General features: G+C 40.0%; 25 protein-coding genes. 13 read left to right on the forward strand and 12 right to left on the reverse strand.

Annotated features, from left to right (window positions below; genetic code table 11):
* The first annotated feature begins 157 nt into the window (after positions 1-157).
* The 5 genes from H3U73_RS01660 (at position 158) to H3U73_RS01680 (ending at position 3,886) form a co-directional block, all read left to right on the forward strand.
* A complete protein-coding gene (locus H3U73_RS01660) occupies positions 158-1,021 on the forward strand; it encodes a phosphoribosylaminoimidazolesuccinocarboxamide synthase (RefSeq protein WP_025331162.1) in 864 nt (287 codons plus the stop codon).
* Between the two features lie 577 nt (positions 1,022-1,598).
* Positions 1,599-2,396: a polyamine aminopropyltransferase gene (locus tag H3U73_RS01665; RefSeq protein ID WP_198189908.1), complete on the forward strand. Its 798-nt coding sequence runs from the start codon at positions 1,599-1,601 to the stop codon at positions 2,394-2,396.
* A 64-nt stretch (positions 2,397-2,460) separates the two neighbouring features.
* Complete coding sequence (locus tag H3U73_RS01670) at positions 2,461-2,796, forward strand: ferredoxin (RefSeq protein ID WP_084552030.1); 336 nt, start codon at positions 2,461-2,463, stop codon at positions 2,794-2,796.
* Between the two features lie 5 nt (positions 2,797-2,801).
* Positions 2,802-3,437, forward strand: a complete 636-nt coding sequence (locus H3U73_RS01675; protein ID WP_198189909.1) for an alpha/beta hydrolase — start codon at positions 2,802-2,804, stop codon at positions 3,435-3,437.
* A gap of 266 nt (positions 3,438-3,703) precedes the next feature.
* A complete protein-coding gene (locus tag H3U73_RS01680; RefSeq protein WP_025331158.1) occupies positions 3,704-3,886 on the forward strand; it encodes a hypothetical protein in 183 nt (60 codons plus the stop codon).
* A gap of 142 nt (positions 3,887-4,028) precedes the next feature.
* On the opposite strand, the gene purM is transcribed toward H3U73_RS01680, so the two are convergent.
* The 5 genes from purM to rpsP all read right to left on the reverse strand — a co-directional run bounded on the left by purM (position 4,029) and on the right by rpsP (position 7,353).
* Positions 4,029-5,063 carry a phosphoribosylformylglycinamidine cyclo-ligase gene (purM, locus tag H3U73_RS01685; protein ID WP_198189910.1) on the reverse strand — a complete coding sequence of 345 codons (1,035 nt, stop codon included), beginning with the start codon at positions 5,061-5,063 and terminating at the stop codon, positions 4,029-4,031.
* A 387-nt stretch (positions 5,064-5,450) separates the two neighbouring features.
* The gene (rplS, locus tag H3U73_RS01690; RefSeq protein ID WP_025331156.1) at positions 5,451-5,816 is read right to left on the reverse strand and encodes a 50S ribosomal protein L19; all 366 of its coding nucleotides are present in this window, start codon (positions 5,814-5,816) and stop codon (positions 5,451-5,453) included.
* 13 nt (positions 5,817-5,829) lie between these two features.
* A complete protein-coding gene (gene trmD, locus H3U73_RS01695; protein WP_025331155.1) occupies positions 5,830-6,576 on the reverse strand; it encodes a tRNA (guanosine(37)-N1)-methyltransferase TrmD in 747 nt (248 codons plus the stop codon).
* Positions 6,576-7,088, reverse strand: a complete 513-nt coding sequence (rimM, locus tag H3U73_RS01700; protein WP_078475139.1) for a ribosome maturation factor RimM — start codon at positions 7,086-7,088, stop codon at positions 6,576-6,578. Before rimM ends, trmD begins: the two co-directional genes overlap by 1 nt.
* A 16-nt stretch (positions 7,089-7,104) precedes the next feature.
* On the reverse strand, positions 7,105-7,353 hold the full coding sequence (gene rpsP, locus H3U73_RS01705; protein WP_025331153.1) for a 30S ribosomal protein S16: 249 nt from the start codon (positions 7,351-7,353) through the stop codon (positions 7,105-7,107).
* A 405-nt stretch (positions 7,354-7,758) separates the two neighbouring features.
* Here rpsP and H3U73_RS01710 point away from each other — a divergent pair, with 405 nt between their 5' ends.
* From H3U73_RS01710 to groL, 5 genes are all read left to right on the forward strand, one after another.
* The gene (locus H3U73_RS01710; RefSeq protein ID WP_174833787.1) at positions 7,759-8,718 is read left to right on the forward strand and encodes an acetyl-CoA carboxylase carboxyltransferase subunit alpha; all 960 of its coding nucleotides are present in this window, start codon (positions 7,759-7,761) and stop codon (positions 8,716-8,718) included.
* A complete protein-coding gene (gene tilS, locus H3U73_RS01715; RefSeq protein ID WP_198189911.1) occupies positions 8,696-10,009 on the forward strand; it encodes a tRNA lysidine(34) synthetase TilS in 1,314 nt (437 codons plus the stop codon). The genes H3U73_RS01710 and tilS overlap by 23 nt, the downstream gene beginning before the upstream one ends.
* 80 nt (positions 10,010-10,089) lie before the next feature.
* Positions 10,090-10,686, forward strand: a complete 597-nt coding sequence (locus H3U73_RS01720) for a sigma-70 family RNA polymerase sigma factor (RefSeq protein WP_078475141.1) — start codon at positions 10,090-10,092, stop codon at positions 10,684-10,686.
* Between the two features lie 494 nt (positions 10,687-11,180).
* Positions 11,181-11,468 (forward strand): co-chaperone GroES, encoded by a 288-nt coding sequence (groES, locus tag H3U73_RS01725; RefSeq protein WP_025331149.1) that lies wholly within the window; start codon positions 11,181-11,183, stop codon positions 11,466-11,468.
* A gap of 61 nt (positions 11,469-11,529) precedes the next feature.
* Positions 11,530-13,176: a chaperonin GroEL gene (gene groL / locus H3U73_RS01730; RefSeq protein ID WP_100125841.1), complete on the forward strand. Its 1,647-nt coding sequence runs from the start codon at positions 11,530-11,532 to the stop codon at positions 13,174-13,176.
* Positions 13,177-13,804: 628 nt separating this feature from the next.
* On the opposite strand, the gene H3U73_RS01735 is transcribed toward groL, so the two are convergent.
* Entirely contained in the window at positions 13,805-15,079 is a 1,275-nt protein-coding gene (locus H3U73_RS01735; RefSeq protein ID WP_198189912.1) for an MFS transporter, read from the reverse strand.
* A gap of 143 nt (positions 15,080-15,222) precedes the next feature.
* On the opposite strand from H3U73_RS01735, the gene H3U73_RS01740 reads away from it, so the two are divergent.
* Positions 15,223-16,104: a LysR family transcriptional regulator gene (locus tag H3U73_RS01740; RefSeq protein ID WP_198189913.1), complete on the forward strand. Its 882-nt coding sequence runs from the start codon at positions 15,223-15,225 to the stop codon at positions 16,102-16,104.
* Between the two features lie 50 nt (positions 16,105-16,154).
* Here the strand turns inward: H3U73_RS01740 and H3U73_RS01745 are convergent, their stop codons facing one another.
* The 6 genes from H3U73_RS01745 to H3U73_RS01770 form a co-directional block, all read right to left on the reverse strand.
* Positions 16,155-17,687: a class I adenylate-forming enzyme family protein gene (locus H3U73_RS01745; protein WP_198189914.1), complete on the reverse strand. Its 1,533-nt coding sequence runs from the start codon at positions 17,685-17,687 to the stop codon at positions 16,155-16,157.
* On the reverse strand, positions 17,684-18,511 hold the full coding sequence (locus H3U73_RS01750; RefSeq protein WP_110414519.1) for an SDR family NAD(P)-dependent oxidoreductase: 828 nt from the start codon (positions 18,509-18,511) through the stop codon (positions 17,684-17,686). The genes H3U73_RS01745 and H3U73_RS01750 overlap by 4 nt, the downstream gene beginning before the upstream one ends.
* 309 nt (positions 18,512-18,820) lie before the next feature.
* Entirely contained in the window at positions 18,821-19,282 is a 462-nt protein-coding gene (locus H3U73_RS01755) for a hypothetical protein (RefSeq protein ID WP_198189915.1), read from the reverse strand.
* Between the two features lie 714 nt (positions 19,283-19,996).
* Entirely contained in the window at positions 19,997-20,707 is a 711-nt protein-coding gene (locus H3U73_RS01760; RefSeq protein ID WP_025331142.1) for an EcsC family protein, read from the reverse strand.
* A gap of 69 nt (positions 20,708-20,776) precedes the next feature.
* Entirely contained in the window at positions 20,777-21,214 is a 438-nt protein-coding gene (gene rnhA, locus H3U73_RS01765; protein WP_025331141.1) for a ribonuclease HI, read from the reverse strand.
* A 31-nt stretch (positions 21,215-21,245) separates the two neighbouring features.
* The gene (locus H3U73_RS01770) at positions 21,246-22,652 is read right to left on the reverse strand and encodes an FAD-binding oxidoreductase (RefSeq protein WP_198189917.1); all 1,407 of its coding nucleotides are present in this window, start codon (positions 22,650-22,652) and stop codon (positions 21,246-21,248) included.
* A 129-nt stretch (positions 22,653-22,781) separates the two neighbouring features.
* Between H3U73_RS01770 and H3U73_RS01775 the strand changes: the two genes are divergently transcribed.
* Positions 22,782-23,141 carry a hypothetical protein gene (locus H3U73_RS01775; RefSeq protein ID WP_078475149.1) on the forward strand — a complete coding sequence of 120 codons (360 nt, stop codon included), beginning with the start codon at positions 22,782-22,784 and terminating at the stop codon, positions 23,139-23,141.
* Positions 23,142-23,147: 6 nt separating this feature from the next.
* Positions 23,148-23,633: a protein YgfX gene (locus H3U73_RS01780; RefSeq protein WP_198189918.1), complete on the forward strand. Its 486-nt coding sequence runs from the start codon at positions 23,148-23,150 to the stop codon at positions 23,631-23,633.
* The last annotated feature ends 4 nt before the right edge of the window (positions 23,634-23,637 follow it).

Raw genomic sequence — 23,637 nt, forward strand, 5'->3', positions numbered from 1 at the left:
TTGCAGTACGGCAAACAGACTGTCTGTTGTATTGCAATATCGGTTAAAATAATCATTGGCTGCTAACATTTGTTGCACAATGATTACCTTAGCACAAGGTTATTGATTTGCACAGGTATATTATATTGGCGATTAACCGCTTGAATAGAGGTAGATGATGACTGAGCTGGCGCTGGAAAAAATATATTCGGGTAAAGTACGCGATTTGTATGCAATTGACGAGAAACGCATGCTGATGGTAGCTACAGACCGCTTATCGGCTTTTGATGTAATTTTACCTGAACCTATAACAGGAAAAGGCGAAATTCTTACCCAGATATCCAATTTCTGGTTTAAAAAACTGCAACATATTATGCCTAACCATTTTACTGGTGAAACAGTTTATGATGTGCTGCCACGCCAGCAGGCTGACAAAATTGCCAAACGGGCAGTTGTGGTAAAAAAATTAAGCCCGTTGAAAATAGAAGCTATTGTTCGCGGTTATCTTTCTGGCAGTGGCTGGCGTGATTACCAGCAAACCGGAGCTGTTTGCGGAATTAAATTGCCAGCCGGATTACGGGAAGCTGAACAGTTACCAGAGGTAATTTTTACTCCTTCGAGTAAAGCTGCTGTAGGCGACCATGATGAAAATATCAGTTTGTCACAATGTGCTTCTCTGCTGGGAGAAGAACTGACAGAGCAGGTAAGTGCTAAGGCGATTAAGCTATATTCAGAAGCCGCGGATTATGCTCGCAGTAAAGGCATCATTATTGCCGATACCAAATTTGAATTCGGTTTGGATGAGAATGGTGTTTTGACGCTTATGGATGAAGTGCTTACCCCGGATTCCAGCCGTTTTTGGTCTGTAGACAGCTATCAGGTTGGTAGCAATCCGCCTTCATTCGATAAACAGTTTATTCGTGACTGGCTGGTAGAGTCCGGTTGGAATAAACAACCACCGGCACCACATATACCGGCAGACATAATTGCCAAAACACTGGCTAAATATGAAGAAGCTCTGCATCTGATTGCCGGAGCATAAAATATTATGAATGGCAGGCAAGCGGTCCTGCCAGTATCATCCTATGTATATCAGCTCATACTCTTTCCGACAGGAATATTGAGTAGTAGAGATGGTTTGCCTGCTTTTATTGCTGATTTAGAGCACCATTATCGGATTGTGCTTTGCTTGAGATTTTGCTGATAACGCATTAATAATCAGTCCATTGACCTTATTCTGTATCTGTACTTGTTAAATCTTACTACATAGATAGTTATTAAATTACTCTTTGGATATTACAAATCTCATGATAGATAGTTTGTGATTCAGCAATTCAAATGGAAACACCGGATTTATAGGTTGCAGTACCAGAAAATTGATTCAATAAACCATTTGCTATCTAAAGTGACATAATACTTTATAAAACAAAAAATCTGTTATAACTATATAATACACCACCAACTGGCCTCACTGTATTTGCTGTTTATTCCAGTCTTATCAGTGAGGCTAATATTATTTTTAAACGGTTTACTGCTAATCTGATATTGAATATTATCAGACTGCATATTAGCCATCCGGCCAATTGCTACTTTATTGTTATCTGATGACGGAAATTACTATGCCACAACACCCCTATCGTCGTTTACGTCCTGCGCACTATGAGTTACCCGAAGTAGGCATATCCGAGTCAGGCAATATACGCTCTCTCCATCTGGGTACGTCTACTATACAAAGTTCTATGAATGTCGATGATCCGGCAGAACTGGTGCTATCGTATAGCCGGGCTATGATGGCATGGTTATTGTTTGCCGACAGTATGCCCCGGCATATTACCCAAATAGGTTTGGGCGGTGGTTCATTTGCACGCTGGATAGATGCTTACCTGCCTGATACCTGTCAGACTGCTGTCGATATCAACCCTCAGGTTATCAGCATTGCCCGTAGTATGTTTGAGCTGCCATTTGAGGGCGAAAAATTCGAAATTATTGAAGACGACGGTGCCGAATACATCAAGATACTGCGAGGAAATACAGATATCATTCTGGTTGATGGCTTTGATGGTGAGCAGATTATTGACAGTCTGGTTGCTGAACCTTTTTTTGAGGATTGCCGTCAGGCACTGAGTGAGCATGGCATCTTTGTTACTAACTGGTGGCAGGGTGACAAGCGGTTTCAGAGTTTTGTACGCCGGTTGCGTAGTGTATTTGACAACAGAGTACTAATGGTGCCGGCTGAAACTCATGGCAATATTGCCGTACTGGCCTTTCAGCAGCCACCTTCAGTACGTGACTGGGATAAACTGAAAAAACGGGCTGCACAGCGTGCAATTGAATTTAATCTGGATTTGCCTGCTATGCTGGCTTCAATTAAAGCTCAGCAATCACACAGTAATCGTGTGCTGACATTTAATGATTAAATATTTCATACTGGCAAAATGGATATTGCCGGTGTGAACAGAAACAAAGAATAAAGGAAAACCCGTGAGTTATTATGCTAAACATCTTTTTGTCTGCACCAATCGCCGAGATAATCCGTGTCGTCAGAGCTGTGGAGACGATGATGTTGGTGCAGATGCAGTTAATTATCTCAAAGGTCATGCTAAGGCTATGGGGCTGATGGGAGTAGGTAAGCTGCGTATCAGTAGTGCCGGCTGCCTTGGCCGGTGTGATGAAGGGCCGGTTATGGTGCTTTATCCGCAGGGGCGCTGGTATACCTATGTAGACGAAAGTGACCTGCAGGAAATATTGGATGAAGAACTGGCAAACGATCGTGTTGTTACCCGATTGTTAATGGATAAACCTGAAAGTAATGAGTAAATCTGATGCTGAAGCAACAACCGAACATCTGGATTAACGGGCCGGCAGGACGGCTTGAAACTATTTATTTACCTGCGCAGGGTACTGCATGTGGTGTGGCTGTAATTAATCATCCCAATCCTTTACAAGGCGGACTGAATACCAATAAAGTGGTTCAGACAGCAGCAAAAGCACTTACAGGAATGGGTTTTCACTGTTATCTGCCTAATTTGCGTGGCGTGGGTAATAGCGAAGGAGAGCATGATTATGGTCGCGGTGAAGTGGCGGACTGCCTTGCCGTGGTTGACTTTGCCCGTGCTCAGCATCCGGAAGTTAATAAACTGGTATTATCCGGTTTTTCTTTTGGTGGCTATGTAGCCTTGTTCAGCGCGCTCACTGCCAGACCGGATGTTTTATTGCTGATGGGTCCGGCTATAGGTATGTATACCATTGATGCACCCAGTGCCTATAATCCGGCTACTACATTACTGATTCATGGTGAAAAGGATGAAGTGGTACCGCTGCAGAACAGTCTGAACTGGGCTGAAGGGCAGGACTTACCTGTATTGGTTGTACCCGGTTCCGGCCATTTTTTTCATGGCAAACTGATTTTACTGCGTCAATGGATTGAAAGGCTACTTCCTGCATTATTGACGAAATAAACGATGATATGCCTTTTGCCGGCAATCAACTGATGTTGGCAAAAGGCTATATTTAATTATTACAGTTTTTAAAAAATATAAGCTATTATTATTTCAACTAACTGATTCTATTATTTTCTTAATAATCAATCTTCATAAATAGATTTTAATATTTAATATATACATGTTTGATTAAAATCAAATATTAATATATGCATAAATTGCATTTAATTTTAATATTTAATTATAATAAATTTACTTATTAAAGATAAATAACAGGAGAAGCAATGAAAAATTGGGTTTTAGCTTTTAGTGCTGCTATTTTTATGTTTAGTGTATTTAACCCAGCTAATGCCAGAGGTCGTGAACCATGTTCTGGTAAAAAAGGGGGTATTTCCCATTGTGCCGGTACAAAATTTGTATGTAATGATGGCAGTTACAGCGCTTCTAAGAAAATTTGCAGGCGTTAATATATCATTTGTAATATTTATTATGACATAATAAATAGGCAGCCAGACGTGGCTGCCTGTGTTTATAAGTTTATAGTATTACTAAAAAAAATATTCTTAACCTGAAAATTTATAAATTTAAATCAGTTATCAAAATTATCCTTTAATTTATCTGGGTTTGATGTTCGTCCCCTTGACGAGAACGAATACGACCAATCTGATAAACAGTTTCGCCTTGTTGCTGCAAAAATTTCTGTATCGCATCTGCATCTTCTGCATTCACCACCAAAACCATACCAATACCGCAATTAAAAGTACGGTACATTTCCTGAGTTTCTACATTTCCAGCTTGTTGCAGCCATTGAAAAAGTTTGGGCAATGGCCATGATTGAGAATCAATGGCGGCCACGGTGTTTTCAGGAAGAATGCGGGGTACATTTTCACTGATACCGCCACCGGTAATATGAGCCATACCTTTGATGGTAAATTGTTTTAGTGCCGCCAGAATAGGTTTTACATAAAGCCGGGTCGGGGCAATGATTGCTTGACGCAATGTTTTACCCTGATTAAATTCAGCGTCAAGCTCCGGCTGGGCACGTTCGATGATTTTACGAACCAGTGAGTAGCCATTGGAGTGAATACCGTTTGAAGCCAGACCTAATACAACGTCACCTGCAACAATGCTGCGTCCGTTAATTACCTGTTCTTTTTCTACAACGCCAACTGCAAAGCCGGCCAGATCATATTCGCCATCGGGATACATGCCCGGCATTTCTGCAGTTTCACCACCAATTAGTGCACATCCGGACTGTTCACAACCGGTTGCAATGCCTTTAATAACAGCGGCGGCACGTTCAACATCTAGTTTGCCGCAGGCAAAATAATCCAGAAAGAATAATGGTTCTGCCCCTTGCACAAGAATATCATTGACACTCATAGCTACCAGATCAATGCCTACGGTGTCGTGCTGATCCCATTCAAAGGCCAGTTTCAGTTTGGTACCTACACCATCGGTACCGGAAACCAGTACCGGGTGGCGATATTTCTGGCTGATTTCAACCAGAGCACCAAATCCGCCCAAATCACCTAATACTTCAGGCCGCATGGTACGCTTAGCAAATGGTTTAATTCTTTCAACCAAAGAATCACCAGCATTAATATCAACACCGGCATCACGATAACTCAGGGACTGGCTCATTTGGTGTGTTTCCTTTGGGTAAGACAAAGCAAGTTAAATTAGGGTGGAGTAAACCAAAAACCGGATAATTTTAACATTTTTCACCTTTTGCCGCTGTGTAAATTATTAGAGTTTGTGAGCAGAGGAGAGGATAGGCGTGGCTGGCATTCACAGATTTGGATTGTTTCTGTGAGAGAAATTAATTTTTAAAAATTCAATTATCTATTCAGTATTTTTTATATAACACTATTTCAATAAGTATTTATTGATTATTTCATGCTATTTAAAAGTTCTGACATTTTCTGTTTTACCAGTTTGACCGAAAACATAAAGAAAAAGGCCGAATCTGATGATTCGACCTGAGTATTAGCTCTGCCGCAGGCAGCTAATAGTAATTGTAAATACTGCTTAGGCTTTACGAGCCGGCAGTTTTTCACGGATGCGGGCAGCTTTACCGGTTAAGCCACGCAGGTAGTACAGTTTGGCACGACGTACATCACCACGACGTTTAACTTCGATTTTTTCAACGGCTGGAGAATATAACTGGAATGTACGTTCTACACCTTCACCGCTGGAAATTTTACGAACGATGAAGTTACTGTTCAGACCACGGTTACGACGGGCGATTACAATGCCTTCATAGGCCTGTAAACGGGTACGGCTACCTTCAGTAACACGTACAGAAACAACCACGGTATCACCTGGTGCAAAAGCCGGAATTTCTTTATTCAGGCGAGCGATTTCTTCTTGCTCTAATTGTTGAATTAAGTTCATATTAAGCTTCCTATTATAATGGGATATCCCGTTCCTCTTGTCTGATCGTCTGCAAGAGTCTGGATTCCTCTGGGGTTAATTCACGATCGGCCAGTAAATCTGGACGGCGTGTCAGTGTGCGCCTGAGCGCCTGAGTTAATCGCCACTGTGCGATTAAAGCATGATTACCGCTACGTAAAACGTCGGGAACTGTCTGCTGACGAAATTCTACCGGACGGGTGTAGTGTGGGCAATCAAGTAAACCATTGGCAAAAGAATCTTCTACTGCTGAGCGTGTATCGCCAAGTGTGCCGGGTAACAAACGGATTACTGCATCCATTAACATCATTGCCGGCAATTCACCGCCGGAAACCACAAAGTCACCAATACTGATTTCGGTTACTTCGTTGCTGGTCAGGATGCGTTCATCAATACCTTCATAGCGGCCGCACAGTACAATCAAAGCTTTTTCTCTGGCCAGATTTGCTGTCTGTGCGTGATTCAGTGGCTTGCCCTGCGGACTCATATAAATCAGTCGTCCTTCGGGACAAGTCTGTCTGGCTGTATCAATGGCTGCCTGTAAGGGCGGAGCCATCATAATCATTCCCGGACCACCACCAAACGGCCGGTCATCAATATAACCCAACGGGTTATCAGCGAACTGGCGCGGATTAATGGTAGCAAATTCCCATATACCTTTTTGTAATGCACGACCGGTTACGCCACTGCCGGTAAGGGCGGTAAACATTTCTGGAAACAGGGTAATGGCCTGAATGTGCATCAGTAATCACTGCCCCAGTCAACAACAATTTGCTGTTGAGGCAAGTTAACTTCATCAATGTACTGTGAGACAAAAGGAATCAGTTTACGGCCAAAAGCACCATCTACTACCAGTACGTCATGCGCACCGGTTTGCATTAATGAACTGACAGTTCCCAGATTTTCCTGTGTACGGTTATGTACCTGCATTCCGATCAGGTCTGTCCAGTAATACTCATTGTCATCGGTTTCGGCAAAGCTGGCGCGGTCTATTTCGATGGTAAAGCCGCGCAGTAATGCTGCGCTGTCACGATCGGTTATGCCGTCAAATCTTACCTGTAATTCATCGCCGCTGATTTTACTTTCGGCTATGCTTACAGTTTTAATCTGGCCATCTTTACTCAGCTGCCATTGCGGATAGTCGAGCAGACTATCGGTATATTCAGTATCAGAATGGACTTTCACCCAGCCTTTTACTCCGAACACACCTTTTATATAGCCCATTGCTACCCATTGTGGCTGTGTACTATTCATTTGCTTTACTGCTAAATCAGGCCGCAGCCTTTTGTTCTTTAACCAGCTTGGCAACAGCTTCGCTTAATTGCGCGCCCTGACCAATCCAGTGGTTCAGACGGTCTGCGCTCAGACGTACGCGTTCCTGTTTCTCATTGGCAACAGGATTGTAAAAACCAACGCGTTCGATAAAGCGGCCGTCACGACGGTTGTGAGAGTCTGCTACGACAATGTTATAGAAAGGACGGTGTTTAGAACCACCGCGAGCCAAACGGATAACTACCATAGTGTATTCCTTAGTGAAAAAATCGAAGTAATTTTATTCTGCCAAGATAACAGAAAATCGCTAATTTTAGTGGGTAATTCCTAGTCTTGGCAAGCTGTTAATGCATATTTGTTGCGTATATAGTGTTTCGAATCTGCTTGTTATCGGATGTTTATTTAATTAGCATTGCTGCTGAGGCATGTGATTTAAGTTGTTGCTATATCTGTTTAAATTGATAGAAAATGGTAAAGTATGATTCGGATGCGCAGATGGCTGTAGAGATGTTTTTTTATAATTATATTATATAAATCATATTGTTATTATTGTAATCTATAATTGTGCTATCAGGTTTTTATTAATAAGGGCTGCATAGCTTCATTTCTTCGCGTATCATAGCTGATACATGTTTTTGCGGATATTTTAACAATGAAACAGATTTTTTTGGATTTTGAACAACCTATAGCTGAACTGGTACAGAAAATTGATGAATTGCGCTTTGTACAGGATGAATCGGCTGTGGATATATCCGAAGAAATCGCGCGCCTGAAAAAGAAAAGCGACGATTTAACCAAAAATCTTTTTGCCAAACTGACGCCGGTGCAAATTTCGCAGGTATCCCGTCACGCACAGCGTCCGTATACCTTAGATTATATTGATGCTCTGTGTACAGATTTTGAAGAATTGCACGGGGATCGTGCATTTGCTGACGATGCTGCTATTGTTGGCGGTTTGGCACGCTTTAATGGTGAAAGCGTAATGGTTATTGGTCATCAGAAAGGCCGTGATACCAAGGAAAAAATTCGCCGTAATTTTGGTATGCCTAAGCCCGAAGGATACCGTAAGGCTCTGCGCCTGATGAAGCTGGCAGAAAAATTTCAAATACCTCTGCTAACCTTTATTGATACACCGGGAGCTTATCCGGGCATCGGAGCGGAAGAAAGAGGGCAGTCTGAAGCCATCGGCCGTAATTTATACGAGCTGGCACGGCTGCGTGTACCGGTTATCTGTACGGTAATTGGTGAAGGCGGTTCAGGCGGAGCGCTGGCAATAGCTGTTGGTGATTACATCAATATGCTGCAATTTTCGACTTATTCGGTGATTTCACCTGAAGGGTGTGCATCTATTCTATGGAAAACCGCAGAAAAAGCTCCGGAAGCTGCTCAGGCTCTGGGGATTACTGCTAAACGCCTGCATGATTTAAAATTAATTGATACTGTGATTGAGGAGCCTCTGGGAGGAGCGCATCGTAATTATCCGGAAATTATGCAGCGGGTAAAATCGGTGCTTACCCGTCAGCTGCAAGATGCTAAAGACAAACAGTTGTCGACATTACTAACCCGGCGTTTTGATCGTCTGATGAGTTATGGTCAGTTCAGCGGTAAGTAAACTATGTGACAATATTACACAACAATGGTCAGCCTCTATGGCTGGCCGTTGTATTTTAGCAGTCGGTCTCAGCGGCGGGCTGGATTCGGTGGTATTGTTACATGCGTTAACGAAATTGCGTGATAGTCTTCCGGTGCATATATCAGCAATTCATGTGCATCATGGTTTAAGCAGATATGCAGATGAATGGGCGGTATTTTGTGAGCAGTTATGCGCATCGTGGTCTGTCCCGTTGAAGATTGTCAGGGTAAATGTGCGTACAGCAGGAGAGGGTATAGAAGCGGCTGCACGCAAAGCACGTTATCAGGTTTATGCTGATAGTGAAGCTGATGCAGTAGTATTGGCGCATCACAGAAATGATCAAATTGAAACCTTTTTTTTGGGGGCTCTGCGCGGAGGCGGTTTACGTTCACTTTCAGCTATGCCGGCGATACGTTCATTAACTGAACATACTGTTATCTGGCGTCCGCTATTGCATTTTTCCCGGCAACAGCTCAAGGCATATGCAGATGCCGCAGGACTTGGGCATATTGAAGATGACAGTAATAGTAATTGTGCCTATTTACGCAACTGGCTGCGTCTGGACGGTTTGCCATACTGGCGCAAACATCTGCCACATCTGGATACCCAGATAGAAGCGGCAGTAGAACGTTTACAGGATGAACTGAGCTTATTGAATGAAATAGCTGAAGCTGACTGGACTATGCTGCATGCACAGCAAAAGGGGTTTCAGATACCTTTATGGCGTAATTTAAGTGAATTACGCCGTCGGCAGCAATTGCGTTTATTTGCGCAAAAGCATTGTTTGGGAATGTCTACGTCTGCGGCTCTAACAGAATTTGCACGACAGTTGATGGAAAGCAAAACTGGTGCACAATGGGCTTTACCGCATGCGCGTGTGGTCTATTATGATTCCAGATTATGGATTGATAAGTATGATGTAAGCGGGCAGTGGCACTGGTATGGATTGTTACCGGTGTCCAGTCAGAAACTGGTTACTGCCCGTTATCTGCAATGGAACCGGCATCCTTTTGGTTTGGCGGAAACTGATGCTGCGTGGATAGTGCGTCAGGCAGATAATGAAGATACTATTGTTCTGAGAGGAGGAAGAAAAAAAGTTAGAAAATTATTACAAGAAAGGAAGATCCCTCCTTTTATGCGTACTGTCTGGCCGGTTTTATGTGACTCAGACAATCAGTGTGCCGCTGTTATTAATGTTGCTATTGATATTGACAGAGGTGTAACTGACGGATGGATGCCAATTATAGAGGATTTGCCTCTAAGGCTGTAAAACTTTAAGGCTGATACTAGATTTATCGCAGATTCAGCTGCTGATTGATGCAACAACAATAATGACTAGAGGATAATAAAATGCATGATGATTCTACCCGGCAGGTGGAAGAGCAGGTGTTGGTGCGAAGGGCTCAGCAGGGTGATGCTCAGATTTTTAGTTTGCTGGTCAGAAAGTATCAGCGTCGTTTAAAACACTTTCTGCATCGTTTTACTCATGATGAGCAAACGACGCTGGATGTGGTACAGGAAACATTTCTTAAAGCTTATAAAGCTATGCCGCAATTTCGTGCCGGAAGTCAGTTTTATACGTGGCTTTGCTGTATCGGTATGAATACGGCTAAGTCTATGGCAGCTGTTTACGGACGTGAACCGCAAATGATTACTGAGATTATGGATGAGGACGGAGATGAAACTGATGTACTGGAACATTTGTCAGATTATCAGACTCCGGAGGATTTGTTACTTAATCGTGAGCTGATTGATGCTGTTGATGAAGCAATTAATCAATTGCCGGCCAATCTGCGTCAGCCGATTATTTTATCAGAGATAAATGGTCTGACTTATGAAGAAATCGCTCAGGAATTAGGCTGTCCGGTAGGTACAGTGCGTTCACGTATTGCACGTGCCCGCGAAACGTTATCAGCTCAGATTGATACCAGATTTGAAAGAAAATAAGCCCCTCTGTAAATTGAAATTCTGATTTTCAGAGTTTGGTAAAATAATTCTGGTAATTAAGTTAATCAGCATTATTTGGCATTTCACCGCTTATATTTTAATCTGGTATATACTTAATATTATGCAAAAAACAGTTTATCTGTAATTAGCAGATAAACTATCTTTTTCCTTGATGTGTTACCTGTGTCCGGAATCTGTCCGGCGGGCTGAGGTAATATATTTACTCTGTCTCAAATTAATTTATCGGTTGAAACGGGATGCAGGAGATCTGCTTGTAATTGCAGCTATCTGTCTGTAATCACTAAGATAATTTGTCAAATTTGCTAAGTATTTGTAAGAGTAAGGAAAAAAATTATTTTACTTACTCTTGAATTGCAGCAAGCCAGCCTTACTTTAAGTAGCGAATAAATTTATATTTACGCCCCGCTGAAAATGCGGGTTTGTATTAACCAACTTTGCTGTGCCTCGGGCACTAAAGATGTGGAGAAGATAATATGACTATTCGTCCTTTGAATGACCGCGTTGTCGTAAAACGTCTGGAAGCTGAAGAAAAAACTGCTTCTGGTATTGTGTTACCCGGTTCTGCTGCTGAAAAACCTGATATGGGTGAAATAATTGCCGTAGGTAATGGCAAACTGCTGAAAAACGGTGACCGTCAGAAACTGGATGTTAAAGTTGGCGATAAAGTAATTTTCGGAAAATACAGCGGCCAGACTGTTAAAGTAGACGGTGAAGAGTTGCTGGTAATGCGCGAAGAAGATATTTTCGGTATCGTTGAATAAATTATTTATCCAGAAATTTAATTTTATTGCGTAATTAATTATTAAAGATTAGGAGTTGCAAATGGCAGCAAAAGACGTGAAATTCTCTGACGAAGCCCGTCAGAAAATGGTTGCTGGTGTCAATGTATTGGCTGAAGCAGTAAAAGTAACTTTAGGCCCTAAAGGTCGTAACGTGCTGCTGGATCGTGCCTTTGGCGGACCACACATCACTAAAGACGGTGTGTCTGTTGCTAAAGAAGTAGAATTGAAAGACAAATTCGAAAATATGGGCGCACAGCTGGTTAAAGAAGTGGCTTCTAAAACCAATGACGTGGCTGGTGACGGTACCACTACGGCAACTGTTCTGGCTCAGGCTATTGTTACTGAAGGCATGAAATACGTTACTGCCGGTATGAATCCGATGGATTTGAAACGCGGTATCGATAAAGCTGTTGAAGCTGTTATTGCCGAACTGAAAAATATTTCTAAACCGGTTCCGGAGAAATCTAAAGAAATTTCTCAGGTTGCTTCTATTTCTGCCAATGCAGATGAATCTATCGGTGAAATCATTGCCAAAGCCATGAATGAAGTGGGTAAAGAAGGCGTGATCACTGTTGAAGACGGCAAATCACTGGAAAATGAAGTAGAAGTTGTTAAAGGTATGCAGTTTGACCGCGGCTACCTGTCTCCTTACTTTGTTACTGATGTAGAAAAACAGATTGCCGGTCTGGACAGCCCGTATATTTTGTTGTTTGATAAAAAAATCTCTAACATCCGCGATTTGCTGCCTGTGCTGGAACAAGTGGCAAAAACCAGCCGTCCGTTGCTGATTATTGCTGAAGACGTTGAAGGTGAAGCTCTGGCTACTCTGGTAGTAAACAACATTCGCGGCATCCTGAAAACCGTTGCTGTTAAAGCTCCGGGCTTTGGTGATCGTCGTAAAGCCATGTTGCAGGATATTGCTATCCTGACAGGTGGTACTGTTATTGCTGAAGAAGTTGGTCTGTCTCTGGAAAAAGCCACTCTGGAAGACTTAGGTCAGGCTAAACGTGTAGAAGTTGGTAAAGAAAATACTACTGTGATTGACGGGCTGGGTAACAAGGCTGCTGTTGAAGCACGTGTTGCTGAAATCCGCAAACAGATCGAAGTGGCTACCAGCGACTACGATAAAGAAAAATTGCAGGAACGCGTGGCTAAACTGGCCGGCGGTGTGGCAGTAATTAAAGTTGGTGCTGCTACTGAAGTTGAAATGAAAGAGAAAAAAGATCGCGTGGATGACGCCCTGCATGCTACCCGTGCTGCGGTAGAAGAAGGTGTTGTAGCCGGTGGTGGTGTTGCCCTGCTGCGTGCCCGTGCTGCGATTAAAGACCTGAAAGGTGCTAATGCCGATCAGGAAGCCGGGGTGAAAATCGTACTGAAAGCAGTTGAAGCACCATTACGCCAGATTGTTGCCAATGCCGGTGATGAACCAAGCGTTGTAGTAAACAATGTGCTGAATGGTTCTGGTAACTACGGCTATAACGCTGGTACTGGTGAGTATGGTGATATGCTGGAAATGGGTGTACTGGATCCGGCTAAAGTTACCCGCACTGCTTTGCAGCATGCTGCTTCTATCGCTGGTCTGATGCTGACTACTGATTGCATGATTACCGAATTACCGGAAGATAAACCTGCTGCTCCTGATATGGGTGGCATGGGCGGTATGGGTGGCATGGGCGGCATGATGTAATAGTCGTGTCTGGCTAACTAGTCAACATATAGCTAATAGTGAGCATAACGGGTGTTATGCTCACTATTTTTATATTGAATGGTTTAACTATAATAATGGCCAGATGCTTCAGATTTTATAACCCATATATCAGACAAAGTAATCATTCTTTTGCTGTTAAATGTGTTGAGGATGATATTGTGTAAAAGTATAGTATTAACCACATTTCTTTTGTTAGTAATTGCTTATTATTAATTTTTCAATGTGTTAACTATGCTTTAGTTTAAAGCAGATTTATAAGCTTTATACCTTTTATTGTAGCTATTAGTTTTTTACGTCTGTGGAAAATATCTTTATTTCGATTTGATTTTTTCAATAAATCTTAGTCAATAAGAATGTTATATAGCTGAAATATTGTTAAATGAAACTTTTACCAATATTTCAGCTCATATCATAAAATGACTAATTATCATAATGTGAAAAATGAAATTTCAAATCTAAAAAACTGTTTGGCTATTTTCAAAATAATCTTCATAAATCAATTCAAAATTTGATAAATTAAATTTATCGGTAAAATCACCAACAAAAAATTCAGTCTGTTTTATGCAGAGTAAAGCAGGTTGGTACATTCCTACCTATGAATAAAAAATTATTTTTCAGATGATGAATTCTCAAATAAGAAATAGCTTATTGCGCAAATAACAGCCATGACTGCCCAAACGCCAACCCAGGAGAATTGATGTAATAACCATGGAATTATGGCTGGAGTTGCAAACAGAATGAAATATACTACTGTATTAGCCATGGCTAATACGGTTGCAACACTCTTTTGTCCGGCAACGGTAGCCAGTTCGGTATATCCGATTCCATGCCAGGAAGAAATTGATATACCAGATATAAGAATAATGAAACTAACAAAGTAGGCAAAATGATGTATATTGAATTTATATGAAAAATAAGTAAATACGGTAAGGGCTGCGAATAAGATGAATGACAGGGCTGTAACCGCTTTCAGAAAAAATTTTCTATTTCCCTTTTTATCTGTATAAAAGCCACTACCGATACGTGTTGGTATTGAACTGATTTGTATGAAAAATAGTAGGATACTGATATATCCAATACTTAATCCGGCAAAATCGTGCAAGAAAAGCATTGAAAATGTCATCAATGCAAACTGTGGCGCACATAAAATACCCACAGCTAATACAATGCGCCATACTTTCAATGATTTCATTGGCTGAGTTGATTTATTTTTTAGTGATTGTGTTATATCCGGTGTTTTGCGTTCACTCTTACTATCCGGGTCAATAATCCATAGATAGCTGAATAATGCAGCCAGAATACAAATAAATGCCGATATAAATAGTGTGGTCGAGAATCCATAATGAATTGATATATAAGGGTAGAATAATGCTCCCAATGCATAACCAAGTGGTACAGCTGCCTGCCTTACACTCATTGCTAATCCGCGTTGCTGTGGTTTAAACCATTGTATGATCGCTTTGCCACTGGAACCATTTACACTGCTCCCAAAAAGACCGACGACTAGTAAACCGGCACATAAAATAATACTTATTGAAGTGTGTGATGATATTTTTGCAAAATAAGCCAGGGTGAAAAGAGCTATGGCAGTTGTGGACAATCCTGTAATTAATATCGGCCGATCTCCGAAGCGATCGGTGGCAATTCCCCAGGGTAATTCACTTACAGCAATTCCAAAACCTACAATGCCCATTAAAAGCCCTAATACAGATGTTGGGATATGGTAATCATTACGTAGAATAATGGAGGCTGCAGGTACGCCGCCGATAACAAAAGTAAAGCATGTATTAGCGAATGCACCTGTAAATAAAACTTTCCATTTATGGTTATCAGAAAAAAAATTTTTATTTTTATCCGGCAATTTGTTTGAATTTAAAGACATTAATGTACTCCTGATGTTTTTCCAGAAAATAATAGCTAGAATTTTTTATATCTGTAAAACAGGATTTTTTGATTTATTTATAACGGAAAATCCGATATATTAAAGAAATCTAATGACACTAACCGATGAAGACTGATTACACTATGGAAAAACTTGATTTAGAAATTCTTCACACATTTGTTGTCATTATAGAAATGGGCAGCTACACAAAAGCTTCGAATATTTTATTTAAATCTCAATCGGCTATCAGTGAGCAAATCCAAAAGCTTGAGGTATTTTGTGATGCACAGCTACTGCATCGTGGCAGATACGGTGCGAAACCAACAGCTATCGGTGAAAAAATGTATAAGCATGCAAAAAAGATATTATCTTTAAATGATAATATCATAGCTGATATTAGAAACCATGATTTGGTATATGAGCTGACACTTTCAATTACAGATTATTTTATGCCTGCTACGATAGCATCTGTATTAAGAGGGCTACGTGACCAATGTCAGAATATTCAATTTAATGTCTCAATTCAGAGCAGTTCAAAAATGCTTCTTGAACATACTCTGGAACAATATGATATCGCTTTATTTATTCATTTAAACGGACAGCGATTACCCGATAATGATAATTTTATGGTTGTAGGGCATGAACCGCTCTGCTGGGCTGGCTCGAAAGATCTTAGTATAACCGGATCTGATCCGCTGCCAATTATAACTTTGCCAAAAGGCTGCTTATTACAAAAATTAGCTATAGATAAATTAGAAAATAATAAAATATCTTATAATTTATCTCATTATGCTTCCAGTGTTATTGGTATGCAGTCTGCTATTGAGGCTCAATTAGGCATAGGCTGTCTGAACAGATCGTCAATGTCTAAGAAATTTATCGATTACACCGATATCCTGAAACTTCCGGCATTACCAGATATTGATTATATTATGTATTATAAATCGGAGAAAAATCCTTTTATAAATACGATAAAAGGATTAGTTGAGCGGGTAACAAGCAATGATAATGCTTTCGAAAAATAAAAATTTTAAAAAATATTATTATGTTTATCAGTACTGGTGTTTTCGCTAACTCAGATCTTAGATAATTCATAATATCGATTGATAAGTTGTTTTCTGTCAACTTTGCCAATATGAGTCATGGGCAATTCGTCAATGATATATATTTTTTTTGGCATCTGGTAACGTGCAATTTGTGGTTTTAACCAGTCTATTAAAGTATCTTCGGTTTGTTCAGTATGCGCTGCTAATACCACAAATGCCACTAATCTCTGTCCGAATTCCTCATCATTAACACTAATAACGGCTAAGTCGTTAATGTCAGGATGGTTAACTAAGCATTGTTCGAGTTCGAATGGGTAAACATTTTCACCACCTGAAACTATCATGTCATCAGCCCGACCATTTAGATAATAATTATTTGTACTGTCTTTTTGAACTATATCACCAGTAGCTGTCCAGTTTTTGCCCTGAGTGGACCACGCACATTTGATATAGAGTTCACCTTTTATCGCATCCTCTTTGCCATTGTTCATTAATTTGGCTGATAGTCCTTTAACAGGCTTACCTAGAGTTGATGGGTGAGTGATCAAATCATCCGGCGTTGCAATCAGGCATATTCCAGCTTCCGATGTGCCATATAAGTTAAATAACACTTTACCAAGTTGATTAATTGTTCGTTGAACCAGTGTGACAGCAATTGGTGCGCCGCCGGTGATGATGCATCTTAAACTACGTAACTGCGTTACAGAATAATTCATCATTCGACTGAGCATTAAGGGAACAAGGGTGATAACTTCAATGTTATGTTTGTTAATAAGTTGACAAACTTTGGCGGCATCAAAGCGTTTATTGATAAATATAGTGGCACCTAATAGTACCGACATACACAATGTTGCAATACCAAAACCATGGTAAATCGGTGTTGCTATATAGATTCTGTTATATTTGCTCAGGTTTAATTTCATCAGCAATTGATAAAAAGGACTGATAAAATTTTGTGCTTTACTATTGCGTCCTGCCATTTTAAAACGTCCTGTTGTACCACTGGTTAACACAGTAAGTTTATTAAAATGGGTAACTTTAAGATTGCCGGAATAGGGGGGCATCTTATCCTTTAAGAGCGAGTAAATGGAAATTTGCTCTGGATGATCTGTTGGTAATGATTTGACATCAATTAAGATAGGAATTTGAGGATCATGTATGATCCAATTAAATTTTACCGCATCTTGTATATTTTGTAATTGCTTGGCTGATAGTTCTGTATTGAGTAAGTAAATATCTGCACCTAGCCGGGCAATAGCAAAGAGAGTTTGAATCATAATAGTATGATTACTTGCCATTATGGCTATTTTTTGATGCGGTTTTATGTCACAATGCGCCGCTAATTTTTTGGCTAAATGCTGTGACTGCGTATAAAGTGTACGATAATTTATGCAATTGTCATTTTCATTAATGGCGATTTGGTCTGGGCTCAGCTTCTGACGTACATAGAGCAACGCCATTAAATTCATTCCAACCGAACGAAAACTCATTAATAAATAAAAAATTCCTTTAAAAGTCAAAAGTTTAATGGTGTATAGCGCTTTGATTGTTTTTATCATCATTTTCTCTTAATGTAATAACAATTTAATTTAAACCAGATGCCATTAAACAGGACGCCGGCCAATTGCACTATCATCGCCCACCATGGTTTATATTGGCGTTTTTGTGTTTGTAATAAATAACTTATAATTGTAGCAGCTTGCTTTGGCTGTAATGCAGGTAAGTTCTGATAAGCTTTGGTCGGCTCGATCATCCTTGTTTTTACTAAAGGTAAATATGCTGTCGATACTTTGATTTGCCGGTTTTGTAATTCAGGCATTGCTGAACGCAGCCATTGATCGAATGCCGTTTTTGAGGCTTGATATGCTGACCAATTCACCGCTGGCGCAAACAACACATTGACAGCCGAAACGTTAATAATATGTCCTTTACTTTGCTGTAATTTGGGGATAAGTGCAAGGCATAATTGTACCGGAGTCAGGTAGTTTAATTTTATGGTTCGTTCAAAATCATGCTGGCGATCTAACGATTGCATGACCGGGCGACAAATCGATTTACCGGCATTATTAATAAATATATCAACAGGTAAATTTTGTATATATTTTATGAATCCATCAAGTTGTTCCTGGTCACGCAAATCAGCTGCATAAATGTCAACTTTAGCTTTGCTCATAGTGAGCCGTTGCTTTAATTCGCGCAGTTTATCAACTGTGCGCGCAACCAATATTAAGTTGCAATCAATATCGGCTAAAAGATAACAAAGCGACTCACCAATGCCATAACTGGCGCCTGTTATAATGATAGTTTTATGTTTTAACCGCTGCGTTAAACGGCGGATATTAGGTTTATGTACATAAAACAGCAAAAAGTTAAGCAGTTTAATCAAAGCAACGGATTTCAATTGTAAATAATATGAACAGCAGCATGAAGGTAGCAATTAATAAATCAATAGGTTATTTATTTTTGTTACGTCATCATTTTAATTTCATATGTTAAGTAATTAGTCTGGTTAAATCCTGTCCTAAGCATAGATCAATAAAGCAGGCTATCATCATGACGGAATAAATAGCGGGAATGTAAATCATCCTAGAATATCATATATTCCAAAAAGATAAACAAACCTTGCCAAAGATAGGATAAAAAATTAATGCTACAAGTTTAATTGAAAACTTTATAGATTTAGTAAATGAAAAAGTTATATGCCTATAATATAGAATGAACCATACTTTTGTATAGTTACATCAATCCAGGCTATAAAATCGATAATCATCTGAAAAAGCAATGGCTTGGATTTAGAAAACTTGTGAGCCGTTTCTTTTAAATAATCGTCTTCCAGCATACAGACAAAACGAAAATCAAATAAATCACTTTTAAGTTCTTTTAAATTCTGGGCTTGATCAACCCTGGTCTTAAGCCTTAATAGTGACGGTTTTATAAGTAGCCATTGTTCTGTATTAACTTCGGTGATTCCCCAATGCCCATATTCCCCGTATTTAGGAACATACTGGTATATAATGCCCTCAATAAAGCTGAACGCACCTTCTGTCAGGTATTTAGATGTAGTACTGTAGACGGCTTTTTTATTAGGAGGTATGGCGAATTCAAAAATAAGCCCGCCTATGTTCTTATAATATGATTGTAAATTAAAATTAATCATGCACACACCATTATATTTCTCAAATGAGATTAAAACTGTATTAAATACAGGTACACTGAATATATTTTTAATTCAATTAATATATTATTTTAAATGGAAATTTGATTTATTTTAAAAAAAATTCAACTAGATACTGAGTTATATTTTAGGTGAAAAATTAGGTATTTTATACATGTATTTATAGCTTAATTATAAATAATCATTGCAGTTGTGTTATTGTCTTTTCAATAATATTAAAATATTTTAGCATGAAATAAAAAAAAACGGTTTAATTAAATTAATATGTTTTTTCCATAAAATTTCTTCGAGTCCACAGTTACCAGCTTTGGCTAAATATTAAATTCTTCTACGCCGATACCAAAACTTTTCGAACAATATGTTTTCTATGCTTGATAGTACTATTAAGGTAGTTAAGAAGTGGGTGGGTGATAATAATTTATAAAGAAATTAAAGCTTTATTCAGCTGGTTCTACGCCACGGTTAGCCAGTTCATCAGCTTTTCTTTAGTATGCAGCTTTTATTACAGGTCTGATGATGAACTGATTGTTTGATTATCAAATTATCGGAAGATAAACCTGCTGCTCCTGATATGGTTGAAATGAATGGCAAAATATAATGTTACCTTAAACATTTAAATACAAAAAAATCCAAATAATTATTATTTGGATTTTTTGTTAATGGAAATAATTTTAACAAATAAGAAAATTGAAATAACTATTTAATTTCTATTACATTGGAATTTGACTCAGAATATACTTCTTTTAGAAAAAAATCTCTGGCGGCATTCCCAATAAGATTTGTTGTAACGCCATCAAATGTTGCACCTACTAATCCACCTACAAAAGGTACAGCTTTTGTCAAATTTATTACTCCTGTCTTTCCAGCTTTAGTAATGAGTCTAAATCCGATAGCTTTATTAATATTATTAATAATATCTCTAGTTACGTATTTTTGTATCATTGCAACAGTACATTTTTCCGCAATTGTTACGCCAGCTTGTTTTAGAACTTCTATAGTATTATTTCCTGCAAGACAAGCAATACATAATGTTCTTACTTGATCCTCGCTTAATTCATGTTCATTTACGCTAGAATTATATTTACTTATGCAAGCTATAGCAGCAATCATCCTTAATTGAATATATATACTTGAAATTAAATTGGCTGGTATTGAAACAGGCAGTGTTGTTATACCTCCTAAATTTGTAATAAATCCTCCTGTTGCTGCTTTAGCATTTTGCCATCTTATAAGACTATTAATAGCTTCTAATTTATTATAGTTGTTTGATTGTAAGTATTCTTTAGCTAAATCCTCTGCTCTTCCTATACCACCAACTCCATTAACTGCCTTATTATATGCCCATATAAGTATTTCTGGCATTTTTTTTTGTAAATCTTCGTCCTTATTAATAATAGAATTATCCATCAAAATCTCCCTTATTGAAGTAGAAATTTTATTTCAAAATAATATTGTTTAAATTTACAAATAAAAAGATTATTTAAAAAAAATTTGTACACCTTTATTAGCCAGTTCATCAGCTTTTTCATTTCCCGGATGTCCGGCATGACCTTTAACCCAGTGCCAGTGTACCTGATGCTTACTTACTTCGCTGTCCAGTGCCTGCCACAGTTCAGCATTTTTTACCGGCTGTTTTGAGGCAGTTTTCCAGCCGCGTGCTTTCCAGTTATGAATCCATTCCTGCATGCCGTTTTTAACATATTGTGAATCTGTGTAGATGTTAACAATACACGGGCGTTTTAATGCTGCAAGTCCTTGAATTACAGCTGTGAGCTCCATGCGGTTATTGGTGGTATTAGCCTCTCCGCCGAAAAGCTCTTTACTGTGGCTGCCGGATTGTAAAAATGCCCCCCAGCCACCCACGCCGGGATTGCCTTTGCAGGCACCGTCGGTATACAGAGTAACTTCACTCATATTCATAGTTGATTTAAAAATGCTTACTATATCACGTATGCACAGGTAAAACTTTTCCGGGATTCAGGATACCTTCAGGGTCGAGGCTGTGTTTTTGTGCCTGCATCCATTTGATTTCTGCATTACTGCGAACACGTGGCAGCCACTGATTTTTTAACTGACCGATGCCATGTTCGGCAGCTATACTGCCATGGTAGTTTAATACCTGTTCATATACGACTTTATTGATGTTTTCTTCATATTGATAAACATCATTGTTCATTATATCAGCAATAAAAACGTTGTAATGCAGACTGCCATCACCGAGATGGCCGAATAAAATGGTCTTGGTTTGCGGAAAGGTTTTAATCAGTTGTTGCTGGCAGTTTTCGACAAAGTCGGCAACATGTTCTATCGGAACGACAATATCATGCTTGATACTGGCTCCGAGGCTGCGTTGTGCAGCAGATATGTTTTCACGCAAGCTCCATAAATGCTGACGTTCTGTTTCAGACTGAGCAATAACTGTATTAAGCCAGTTACCTTGTTCCAGTACGCTGATTAAGGGATCGGTTAAATTTTGTGCCGGCAGGCTATCGCTCAGTTCTACCAGAATATGCCAGCTCGCATGAGTTGGTTCGCGTAACTGACTATAGCTGGCTGACAAACTCAGAGCCGCCTGACTGATCAGTTCAAAGCTGGACAGGCGCTCGGCAAAGTGATTCTTCAGTGCGGCTAGCAGACTGGTGGCAGAGTGAATATTGTCTACGCCAATCCATGTTGTTAATACACTTTGCGGCGGAGCAAACAGTTTTAGTGTGGCTGCGGTAATAATCGCCAGCGTGCCTTCACTGCCAATGATTTGTTGACGCATTTCATAGCCACTGGTGTTTTTATGCAGTGGATACAGGTGACTGACCAGTTCGCCATCGGACAGGACATATTCCAGACCTATCACCAGATCACGCATTGTGCCATAACGCACTACATTCAGCCCGCCGGCATTACAGGCAATATTTCCACCTATCTGACAGGAGCCTTCACTGGCCAGACTCAGGGGAAAATAGCGATTGGCAGTTTGAGCGATTTTCTGTACTTCAGCGAGTATCATGCCAGCTTCTACGGTAATGGTGTTGTCAGCCAGATTGAGTTTGCGCATGCGGTTAAGTTTACTTAACGACAGGATAATTCCTTTACCGGCAACAGAAGCATGCGGTGTAGCACCGCCGCACAAGCCGGTATTTCCGCCTTGCGGAGTAACAGAAATATGCTGCTGATGGCAATAGCGCATAATCTCCTGTACAGCGCTGACAGTATGCGGTTGTAATACTGCGAAAGCCTGTCCATGATAACGGCCGCGCTGGTCGGTACAAAATGGTTCGATAAGCTGATTGTCAGTGAGGATTTCATCAGGCGTAAGGATTTGCTGAAACCGGGCTAGATGAATGGTGTGAGGCATGGCAGTTAACCCTGTAGACACAATAAGCTGATTGTACGGTAATTAAAAATTGCGGGGCGGTAAATATACGCTATCGCTGAACGTTTACAGTACAATATGGTTATTCAGTAATATTAGTAAGGATAGGGCATGTATTTTGTTGATCGCAGTGCTGTTGTGCTGAAACCTGCTCAGGCTTTTCTCGACTGGCTGAAAAGTACCAGTGATGATTTGCCTGAGTTAACTTTGTCACAGCTACAGAGTAATTGTACTACATTGCTGGTACCGGAATTTGAAACTCCGGAACAGGTCATTGGTTATATTGGTGAACGCTTTAATCTGATTTTTGAGGCAGAGCTGTCTGCATGGGAGGTAGAGCGTAAGCTGTGGCCGGTATTGGATATTGATCAGTTCTGGAATTTTTTTACAGTAGAAGTACATGATATGGTACTGGATCTGGTAGATACAGATATACATATATCTCCAGTATATGGTGAAGAACAGGTTTAGTATCTGATGATGGCGTGTGTTGTGCGGCTGAAGCCATCCCGATGTGCTTTTTATCTGGCGGTAATTATGCATGTACTGACACTAGTGGCTATTGTGTTCTACAGCACAGGCTGGTTGTGTCTGGTATGGCTGCTGGCATGGTTATTATCTGCATTATGGGCAGGTTATGGCTTGCGGCAAAGCAGAGTCAAAAAAATTGAAATCAGTCCACAGGGGCAGGCTTCACTGCTATTTACACAGGGCAAAGCTGCTGTACCGGCTAAACTGTGTTGCAGTGGTATTGTTATCAGAGCAAATATGATGGCTTTACACTGGCAAACTTCGCACGGCCGTGTATACCAGCTTTTGCTACCGGATATGACCGATGCGCAGGCATGGCGAAGATTACAAGTATGGGTACGCTGGTGTCAGCCAAACAATACACAATCTGTTTTGAGGCAATCAATCTTGAATAAGGTAATCCGCAGGCTCAGGCTGAAGGATAAGAATTAAAATA

This window comes from Snodgrassella sp. W8124, from assembly GCF_016100875.1.
GTDB classification, from domain to species: domain Bacteria; phylum Pseudomonadota; class Gammaproteobacteria; order Burkholderiales; family Neisseriaceae; genus Snodgrassella; species Snodgrassella alvi.